This window comes from Chryseobacterium sp. 27AL (assembly GCF_057815395.1).
The window spans coordinates 25,034-33,765 of sequence record NZ_JBYRIW010000021.1 but is presented as its reverse complement, the minus strand read 5'-3'; the positions used below and the strand labels follow the sequence as shown (position 1 = coordinate 33,765).

General features: G+C 37.1%; 10 protein-coding genes. 6 read left to right on the top strand and 4 right to left on the bottom strand.

Annotated elements, in window-relative coordinates; genetic code table 11:
- Positions 1 to 451: 451 nt before the first annotated feature.
- Positions 452 to 880 carry an energy transducer TonB gene (locus tag AC3WV0_RS17855; protein ID WP_488847453.1) on the bottom strand — a complete coding sequence of 143 codons (429 nt, stop codon included), beginning with the start codon at positions 878 to 880 and terminating at the stop codon, positions 452 to 454.
- Positions 881 to 937: 57 nt separating this feature from the next.
- Complete coding sequence (locus tag AC3WV0_RS17850; protein WP_488847452.1) at positions 938 to 1,735, bottom strand: hypothetical protein; 798 nt, start codon at positions 1,733 to 1,735, stop codon at positions 938 to 940.
- Positions 1,736 to 1,939: 204 nt separating this feature from the next.
- Here AC3WV0_RS17850 and AC3WV0_RS17845 point away from each other — a divergent pair, with 204 nt between their 5' ends.
- On the top strand, positions 1,940 to 2,317 hold the full coding sequence (locus tag AC3WV0_RS17845) for a ribosomal maturation YjgA family protein (protein ID WP_488847451.1): 378 nt from the start codon (positions 1,940 to 1,942) through the stop codon (positions 2,315 to 2,317).
- On the opposite strand, the gene AC3WV0_RS17840 is transcribed toward AC3WV0_RS17845, so the two are convergent.
- Positions 2,312 to 3,517 carry a BaiN/RdsA family NAD(P)/FAD-dependent oxidoreductase gene (locus tag AC3WV0_RS17840; RefSeq protein ID WP_488847450.1) on the bottom strand — a complete coding sequence of 402 codons (1,206 nt, stop codon included), beginning with the start codon at positions 3,515 to 3,517 and terminating at the stop codon, positions 2,312 to 2,314. The two genes, AC3WV0_RS17845 and AC3WV0_RS17840, sit on opposite strands and share 6 nt — an antisense overlap.
- A gap of 311 nt (positions 3,518 to 3,828) precedes the next feature.
- Here AC3WV0_RS17840 and AC3WV0_RS17835 point away from each other — a divergent pair, with 311 nt between their 5' ends.
- The 4 genes from AC3WV0_RS17835 to AC3WV0_RS17820 all read left to right on the top strand — a co-directional run bounded on the left by AC3WV0_RS17835 (position 3,829) and on the right by AC3WV0_RS17820 (position 6,195).
- Complete coding sequence (locus AC3WV0_RS17835; protein WP_090000485.1) at positions 3,829 to 4,323, top strand: acyl-CoA thioesterase; 495 nt, start codon at positions 3,829 to 3,831, stop codon at positions 4,321 to 4,323.
- A 61-nt stretch (positions 4,324 to 4,384) separates the two neighbouring features.
- A complete protein-coding gene (gene thiL, locus AC3WV0_RS17830) occupies positions 4,385 to 5,449 on the top strand; it encodes a thiamine-phosphate kinase (protein ID WP_488847449.1) in 1,065 nt (354 codons plus the stop codon).
- A 59-nt stretch (positions 5,450 to 5,508) separates the two neighbouring features.
- Entirely contained in the window at positions 5,509 to 5,769 is a 261-nt protein-coding gene (locus AC3WV0_RS17825) for a CPCC family cysteine-rich protein (RefSeq protein ID WP_488847448.1), read from the top strand.
- A 9-nt stretch (positions 5,770 to 5,778) separates the two neighbouring features.
- The gene (locus AC3WV0_RS17820) at positions 5,779 to 6,195 is read left to right on the top strand and encodes a hypothetical protein (protein ID WP_488847447.1); all 417 of its coding nucleotides are present in this window, start codon (positions 5,779 to 5,781) and stop codon (positions 6,193 to 6,195) included.
- A 66-nt stretch (positions 6,196 to 6,261) separates the two neighbouring features.
- Here AC3WV0_RS17820 and pepT read toward each other — a convergent pair whose 3' ends face one another.
- Positions 6,262 to 7,509, bottom strand: coding sequence for a peptidase T (pepT, locus tag AC3WV0_RS17815; RefSeq protein WP_488847446.1), 1,248 nt, complete (start codon positions 7,507 to 7,509; stop codon positions 6,262 to 6,264).
- Between the two features lie 187 nt (positions 7,510 to 7,696).
- Here pepT and AC3WV0_RS17810 point away from each other — a divergent pair, with 187 nt between their 5' ends.
- Positions 7,697 to 8,545 carry a hydroxymethylglutaryl-CoA lyase gene (locus tag AC3WV0_RS17810; RefSeq protein WP_488847445.1) on the top strand — a complete coding sequence of 283 codons (849 nt, stop codon included), beginning with the start codon at positions 7,697 to 7,699 and terminating at the stop codon, positions 8,543 to 8,545.
- The last annotated feature ends 187 nt before the right edge of the window (positions 8,546 to 8,732 follow it).

Sequence of the window (8,732 nt, the reverse complement as noted above, 5' to 3'; positions counted from 1 at the left end):
TTATGGCACATGAGTCATATTAGATTTAGGCTAAAACTTTGCGCATATTCAGAGAACAGAAGAAGAAAATCAAAGATTTTCATGGAAGTGTGTGCTTATCATTCCCGCAGGGAATCCGGACGTGAATCTATTTAACCAGAAAGTCACAAAAGCTTTTATGGCACATGAGTCATATTAGATTTAGGCTAAAACTTTGCGCATATTCAGAGAACAGAAGAAGAAAATCAAAGATTTTCATGGAAGTGTGTGCTTATCATTCCCGCAGGGAATCCGGACGTGAATCTTTTCATGCGAATCTCTGATACTATGTTGAGATTCCCTTCGGGAAAGACAAACCTTGTGTTTGATTCTTTGTAAATGTATTTATATCCTTGGTTCTCGGTTAATTCCTTTTTGTTTAATTCTTAAATTAGTTTAAACAGGTTTTCAATAATTTGTTTAGGCGATTAATTTACTTTTTCTTAAGCGTTAAAGGAAAAGTATAAAGATAACGTACTGGTTCGCCATTAATGGTGGCTGGTTTCCATTTCACAAATAATCTTCTTACTGCTGCTTCTGCCGCATCCGAATGCTTTTTGTCACTCCCTGTCGCAGCAACCGATCTTACATACCCTGTTTTTTCAACAATGAAATAGACACGCGTATCGATGCTGTTTGATTTCACATCGATAATGTCCATCTTTTCGGCAAACTGTCTTCTGAAATTATCCATTCCGCCCGGGAATTCTGGAGGAGTATCTGCTTTGGTAACAACATCATCCAGCTTCATCTTCTTTTTTAAGACTACATAATCCGGAAGCTGTGAAACGGAACTGTAATCTGTCTGCGAGAATAAAAAGGTACTGACGAATAACACTGAAAATAAAATAACCTTCTTCATGCTGTAAAATATTTGATTGTTTTTTAGCAGCAAAAAGAGCGCCGAAGCGCTCTGATATCATAAATGGTTGTATTCGTAGGTGGTGATCTCCGATTGGTAAGGCTGGTTATTGCTGTGGTAATAATCCCGGATCGCTTTTGTAGGGTAGCTTTTGGTATTGTACTCGTACGTTGATTTAAAAATGGTGGATTCTTCTCCTCCGTTGGAATAGGTTATGATGTTCTTATACTCTTTAACATTCCTTGCCGATCCATTCATGTCTTCACTTTCCAGCATCTTTATAAAGCCTGTTACATTTTTGAAAGGGTAATGTCCTCCGTCATACACAATGTTTTGCAGGCTTCCCGTTCCTGTAAGTGTTGTTGTGCCCTGAACGTCGGTAACCGTTTCCGTCCAGTTTTTTAATGAGCCGTCAGAATTGGTATAAGCATCCCTGATGTATGTTTTGGTATTGCCCGGAGAAGCAGAAGTTTGTGTTATTTTAATCTGATCACTTCCGATATAAATATACGTTACGGTATTTGATGAATTGGGGAAATCGCTTGAGGTATAGGTTTTCTTCGTAATTTTCTGATTGCTGTTGTAGGTAAGAACTACGGTATCAAAAGTACCATCGGAGAAAGTATCAACATATTTTGTAATTAAGTCTCCGGTGTAAGTAAAGGTCCTTGTCCAGTTTTCGGTGGTGTTTTTCATTTCGGTTATTTTGGCGCCGTTGTAGCTGAATGTAAAATTGTCGCCATCCTGAACCATTTTAGTTACCAAAATCGGATTGTCAAATTCTGAGGTGTCCTGATCTGCAGTTCCGCAAGAAATTACGGCACATAAAGCGAATAATAAATAATTTTTTCTCATGTTGTATTAATTTCCGCAAAATTAACAGAAATATTTTTTAATATCGAAATTCATCAATGAAATTTTGTGGTATTTATAAGAATTTTTCAGGATTAAGGGTTCGGCGCCCGCAGGGCGCCGAACCCTTAATCCTGAAAAGAAAAAATTATTATCTGAGAAACTTATTCATTAAATTTTAATATCATTGCTCCGAAATAATATTCCATGATAAGATTAACATTCAGCCTAAAATATTTTCTTTTATCCATTCTTCTTTTCTTCATTGAAGTTCTCATTGCTACAATATTCAGAGATATTTTCTTTGTCCGGGCTTATCTTGGGGATGTAATCGTGGTGATACTGCTTTATACGCTGGTAAAATCTTTCGTAATCATCAAAGACAACCGGAAACTCATTCTCGGAATCTTTATATTTTCATGCATTATAGAATGGGCACAGTACTTCCATATTGCTGATAAGCTGGGATTTCCACCGGGAAGCATGATGCATGTCATTATCGGAAATTCATTTTCCTGGGTAGATATAGCTTGCTATGCGGTCGGATGCCTACTGTTGTTAGCATTAAATAAAATTAAATTATAACCTTTTATTCAAATCCTGTGCAATCAGCCATGCCTCGCTCCAGCAAGCCTGAAAATTAAAACCTCCGGTTACGGCATCGATATTTAAAACCTCTCCTGCGACATAAAAGTTAGGCAAAATTTTCGAAGACATATTTTTAAAGTTAATCTCCTTTAAATCAACGCCTCCGGCTGTCACAAATTCATCTTTAAATGTTGATTTTCCGGTCACTTGAAATTTCTTTCTGCACAGGTTTTCAATGATCGTCTGCATTTCCTTCCCTGAGATATTGGCAATCTGCTTATTCAGATCAACTTTTGAAACCTCCAGAATCCTTTGCCAGAATCGGTTTGTTATTTCAAAAATCTTAGATTGTCCTATAGTTTTTTTAGGATTAGATTGTTTGAAGTTGTGGAATAGCTCTGTTGCATCCTCCGTATCCTTCGAAATAAAATTAACCACAATTTCAAATTGGTATTTTGCCTTTGCCAGACTGATCGCTTCCCAGGCAGAAATTTTCAAAATGGCAGGGCCGGAAAGCCCCCAGTGCGTAATCAGCAATGGTCCGCTTTCTTCGGTTTTTAGTTTCGGAATGGATGTTTCTGCCATTTCAAAGCTTGTTCCTGCAAGATCTTTTAATAATTCGTCTTTTATGTTGAAGGTGAAAAGAGAAGGAACCAGATCCACAATCTTATGGCCCAGGTTTTCGATCATTTTTAAAGATTTCGGAGAGCTTCCGGTGGTATAAATGATGTAATCGGCTTCAAAATCTCCTAAACTGGTTTTCACTACATATTTTTCATCAGACTTTTCGATTTCCTTTACGGAACATTTTGTTTTTACTTCAATATTTTTTTGCTGAATTTCGCTGAGCATTGCATTGATGATACTCTGTGACGAATTGCTCTCCGGAAATACACGGTTGTCATTTTCAACCTTTAACGAAACTTTTCGGTTTTCAAACCACTCTATCGTATCTCCTGGCTGAAATCGGGTAAATACGCTCAATAATTCCTTATTCCCGCGGGGATAAAATTGAACCAGCTCTCTCGGATCAAAACAGGCGTGGGTGACATTGCAACGGCCACCTCCGGAGACTTTCACTTTCTGAAGGACATCCGTATTTTGTTCAAGAATGGTAATTTTATACTGGCTTTCATCCAGGTTGGCCGCGCAGAAAAATCCTGCAGCGCCACCTCCGATTATAATAATTCGTTTCATAGTCTGTTAATCTTATGCTCAAGATTATTTTTGCAAAACTACAATTTTTATAAACCATCTTATTTGAGTAATTTTGAGGAATATAATTTTTCAGTCAGAACCGGGAAATTATTTACCATAAAAGATACAAAAGCTTTTTAACGAAAGGCGCATTAGATCTGGATTTCATGTGTTGCGCATATTTCAGATCACGAAAGAAGAAAATTTAAGATTTTCATAATTATCTTGCTCTTCTTCGTGTTAAAAACAACATAAAAACTTTTGTGACATTTATTGTAAAATTTAAGTTCATCTTTAAAAACAAATTGTAAATGACCTTTTATCATAAATTTGAAGTACGCTGGAGCGACCTTGATGCGAATAAACATTTGGCCAATTCATCTTATGTACAGTACTGTGCGCAGGCACGAATGGCATTCATGACCAAAGAAAAAATGGGCGTTACCCAGCTCAGCCGTTGGGGAATAGGGCCAGTGATCCTGCATGAAAGATATTCATTTTTTAAAGAAATCTATGCCGATCAGATTGTTTATGTAACTGTAGAAATTGACGGATGTTCGGAAGATTCATCGATCTACCGTTTCCTGCATAAATTCTATACTCCGGATGGCGTACATTGTGCAACATCTGAAGCTACAGGAGTTTGGATCGATATGATGCTTAGAAAAATGACAACGCCGCCGGATGATGTCGTGGAAGCGATGAACAAATACAAAACCCCGGAAACGGTAGTGCTGACGAGAGAGGATTTTAAGAAATTCCCTTTCCATCCGCATAATATTGATCCGGCTGAATTTACGGTTTAAAGTTTTGAGTTTAAAGTTTGACATTACTCATTACTAATTATTCATTACTTATATTTAAAATATGTTTGAAGATAAATCACAGGAACTCACCCCGATTTCCAAATTAGGAGAATTCGGATTGATAAAACACCTGACCCAACATTTTTCTCTGTCCAACGCATCCTCCGAACTTGGAGTAGGAGATGACGCTGCAGTGATCAACCCTGAAAATAAAAAAGTTGTTCTTACGACAGATGTTTTGGCGGAAGGTGTACATTTTAATTTAGGATATGTTCCCCTGAAACATTTAGGTTACAAAGCCGTTGTAGTAAATCTTAGTGATATTGCAGCCATGAATGCTGTACCGACTCAGATTCTTGTTTCCCTGGCTGTTTCCAATCGTTTTCCGGTGGAAGCGCTGGAAGAAATTTATTCCGGGATACAAGCCGCTTGCACAAGATATAAAGTTGACTTAATCGGCGGAGATACAACGAGTTCCAATGCCGGACTTGTCATGAGCATAACAGCCATTGGAATGGAAAATGAAGAAAATATCATAAAAAGAAGCGGAGCAAAACCAAATGATCTGCTTGTCGTAACCGGTGATCTGGGAGGCGCTTACATGGGGCTTCAGATTCTGGAAAGAGAACATGCTGTTTTCCTGGCAGATCCCAACATGCAGCCTGAAATGGAAGGATACGACTATATTCTTGAAAGACAGCTGAAGCCTGAAGCGAGAACTGACGTGAAAGGGATTTTAGAACAATTGGATATTAAGCCTACTTCTATGATTGACATTTCGGACGGCCTGGCTTCGGAAATTCTTCACCTTTCGGATCAGTCGAAGGTAGGGTTCAGATTGTATGAAGAAAAAATTCCTATGGACAGCCTGACAATTTCTACGGCAGATGAGTTTAATTTAAATCCTGTCATGACAGCGTTAAGCGGTGGTGAAGATTATGAATTATTGTTCACCATTTCACCAAATGATTTTGATAAGATCAAGAACCATCCTGATTTTACAATCATCGGTCATGCCGTTGAAAAAGAAGAAGGTAACTTTATGGTAGCCAGAGGCTCAAATCAACTGGTCGCTTTGACGGCACAAGGATGGGATGCTTTTTTGGGAAATCAACAGAATGATTAAAATTTATTTCAAATTGTTAAACCGCAGCGGTTTTGTGGTGGTTTGTAATTTTAAAATTTATGAATGAAAATAAGAATGTGAGTATTCAATATTATTGTTGTGGATATTACACGCTTGAAGAGAGAGGTCATTATGAAATTTGTCCAGTTTGTTTTTGGGAAGATGATGGAGCCTGGGAACCAGATCAAATAAGTGGTCCTAACCATATGACATTGAAAGAAGGGAGAAAGAACTTTTTGGAATTTGGAGCCTGTGAAAAAAGATTTATTGGTAAAGTTGAAAAAGCTCCCGATCACAAATTTAAGAAAGAAAGTTTTTGAATTTTATGCATGGAAATTAAAAAAGGGTTTATAGAAATCTCAGAAGAAGAATGCAGATTAATTGTTGATGAAAGGTTTTTACTAATAAATTTTCCTGTTAAAAAAGCGATTAAGGTATATTCTTATTATGAAAAGTTAAAAAACAAAGAAAAAGAATCTCTTACCTCTGAAATCCAAAAAACTATTGTTTTTTCGAAAGAATCTTTATCTTTATTTGAAGAAAAGGAAGCATTTGAAAAGTTATTGATTGTCTCCTATTTTTTGCTTAAAGAACATAATATTATAATGATTTCAGATGCTGGTTTATCCGAAGAATCCATCATGAATTTTAAAATTGTAATTGTGGAAATAATAAGGCAGATGAAAAATAAATCTTTGTATTTTGTCAGAAAAAAATATACGTTCGTAAATATTGATTTAAAATAGAAAAATTTTTTAGACAAGAAATAAAAACCAGCTCATTGAAGCTGGTTTTCAGTTTTATGAATAAGATTACGCTTTCACAATATTCACGATCACCTCCATTGCCTTCTCCATACTTTCCAAAGCAACATATTCATACGGTCCGTGGAAATTGATTCCTCCTGCAAAAATATTTGGGCAAGGAAGACCCATGTAGGATAACTGGGCGCCGTCGGTTCCTCCTCTGATCGCTTTGATCTTTGGCTCAATGCCTGCTTCTTTCATGGCTTCGGCAGCAAGATCGATGATGTGCATTTTGCCTTCAAACTGCTGTTTCATGTTTCTGTACTGTTCCTTAATCTCAATTTCAGCGGTTCCTTCACCATGTTTCTGATTAAATTCAGCTACTTTTTCTGCCATGAATTTCTTTCTTACTTCAAACTGAGCGGCATCATGATCACGGATGATGTATTGCAGTTTAGCTTCGGAAATATCAGCGTTTAGATCCATTAAATGGTAAAATCCGTCAAACCCTTTTGTAGTAGCCGGAGTTTCATTGGCTGGCAGCATTTGGGCAAATTCAGACGCCAGTAAAGCCGCATTTACCATTTTTCCATAGGCGTAACCCGGGTGAACGCTCAATCCATGGATTTTTACCACGGCTCCCGCAGCGTTGAAATTTTCATATTCCAGTTCTCCCACTTCGCCACCGTCCATGGTGTAAGCAAACTCGGCCCCGAATTTGGCAACATCAAATTTATGTGCACCTCTTCCGATTTCTTCATCCGGAGTGAATCCAACTGCAATTCTGCCATGCTTGATTTCAGGATGAGCAATTAAATATTCCGCAGCAGTTACAATTTCCGCACAACCAGCTTTATCATCAGCTCCCAGAAGGGTATTTCCGTCGGTGGTAATTAAGGTCTGGCCGATATATTTTTTTAAGCTTTCAAATTTTGAAGGGGATAAAGTGAATCCTGTTGTCTGATTTAAAACAAGGTCACTTCCATCATAATTTTCCCACACCTGAGGCTTTACATTTTCACCACTGAAATCCGGTGATGTGTCATAATGTGAAATAAACCCGATGGTTGGCTTGTTATTATGTTCAAGATTTGAAGGAACATAACCCATAATGTATCCGTTCTCATCAATTGAAACGTCTTCAAGGCCAATGGTTTTCAGTTCTTCCACGATATAGTTGGCGATATTCCACTGTCTTTCTGTTGATGGAGTGGTCTCGCTTTCGGCATCACTTGTTGAATATATTTTTACATAATTAAGAAAACGGTTCAGTAACTTTTCTTTCCACAATGGGTTGAATTCTATTGCGCTCATTATTGGTATTGATTTATGGCAAAGTTAACAATTTTGAGGTTCAGAATGGTTTATTTGTAACCTGATATCCGTGATCGAAATTTTAAATGACACATAAGCGTTTGACAATCAAAATAATGGTAGATTTACTTATCATAAAGCTAAATTGTTTAGTTTTATTATATTTGAGAAAATCTAAAAGTAAAAAATGTTTCTTACTGAATGTCCGCGTGATGCAATGCAGGGTTGGGGAGAATTTATCCCCACAGATAAAAAAATAGATTACATCAATTCGTTGATGGATGTAGGTTTTGATGTGCTGGATTGCCTCAGCTTCGTGTCTCCAAGAGCAATTCCGCAGATGGCAGACTCTACTCAGGTTGCCGAAAATATTGATAAATCCAGATCTAAAACGAAAGTCTCTGCCATTATCGGGAATTATCGTGGTGCAGAAAAGGCGCTCAGGCATCAATCTGTAGATATTATTGGTTTTCCGTTTTCTATTTCTGAAACTTTTCAGCACAGAAATACCAATAAAAGCCAGGAAGAGGCCTTTAGCGAAATATTGAAAATGCTCGAACTGGTAAAAAGTGAAAATAAACAGTTGAATATTTATTTCTCCATGGCTTTCGGAAATCCTTACGGTGAAATGTGGAAATGGGAAGATGTAGATTTTTGGGCTCAACGTTTTTCAGATATTGGAATTAAAGATATCTTACTGTCTGATACAACAGGCGTTGCAACGCCGGAAACGATTGCTCTTTTATTTGAGAAGATTCCTGTAAAATATCCGGAGATTAACTTCGGAGGTCATTTTCATAATCGTTACGAAGATTCTTATTCTAAATTAAAAGCAGCTTTTGATAAGGGATGCAGGAGATTCGACAGTGCGATTAAAGGGATTGGAGGCTGTCCGATGGCAAAGGATGATCTGGTGGGAAATATGCCGACTGAGCAGGTCATCAATTTCATGAGCGTAGAAAAAGTAAATCATAAATTAAATTTACTACACTTCGAAAGTTCTTATAACAAGGCCAAAGATATTTTTCATTTTTAAAATTAATTTGAAATAATAAATTTAACAGATAAGCAGATTAAAATAAAATGCGCTTATTTTTCTCTTTAAAAAAATCTGCGTCATCTGCTAATCTGCGATAGACAAAAAAAATAAAAACATCAATAGGAGCGGGCTTCAGCCCGCTTTAATATTCAGAAAACAATTGGCTTTAGCCCAATTTAATCAA

What these genes read in the sequence shown, in the direction of transcription:
- AC3WV0_RS17845 (WP_488847451.1), top strand. Translation starts at nt 1,940, where the DNA reads ATGATAAGATTAACATTCAGCCTAAAATATTTTCTTTTATCCATTCTT.
- AC3WV0_RS17855 (WP_488847453.1), bottom strand. Translation starts at nt 880, where the DNA reads ATGAAGAAGGTTATTTTATTTTCAGTGTTATTCGTCAGTACCTTTTTA.
- AC3WV0_RS17820 (WP_488847447.1), top strand. Translation starts at nt 5,779, where the DNA reads ATGGAAATTAAAAAAGGGTTTATAGAAATCTCAGAAGAAGAATGCAGA.
- AC3WV0_RS17835 (WP_090000485.1), top strand. Translation starts at nt 3,829, where the DNA reads ATGACCTTTTATCATAAATTTGAAGTACGCTGGAGCGACCTTGATGCG.
- thiL (WP_488847449.1), top strand. Translation starts at nt 4,385, where the DNA reads ATGTTTGAAGATAAATCACAGGAACTCACCCCGATTTCCAAATTAGGA.
- pepT (WP_488847446.1), bottom strand. Translation starts at nt 7,509, where the DNA reads ATGAGCGCAATAGAATTCAACCCATTGTGGAAAGAAAAGTTACTGAAC.
- AC3WV0_RS17850 (WP_488847452.1), bottom strand. Translation starts at nt 1,735, where the DNA reads ATGAGAAAAAATTATTTATTATTCGCTTTATGTGCCGTAATTTCTTGC.
- AC3WV0_RS17840 (WP_488847450.1), bottom strand. Translation starts at nt 3,517, where the DNA reads ATGAAACGAATTATTATAATCGGAGGTGGCGCTGCAGGATTTTTCTGC.
- AC3WV0_RS17825 (WP_488847448.1), top strand. Translation starts at nt 5,509, where the DNA reads ATGAATGAAAATAAGAATGTGAGTATTCAATATTATTGTTGTGGATAT.
- AC3WV0_RS17810 (WP_488847445.1), top strand. Translation starts at nt 7,697, where the DNA reads ATGTTTCTTACTGAATGTCCGCGTGATGCAATGCAGGGTTGGGGAGAA.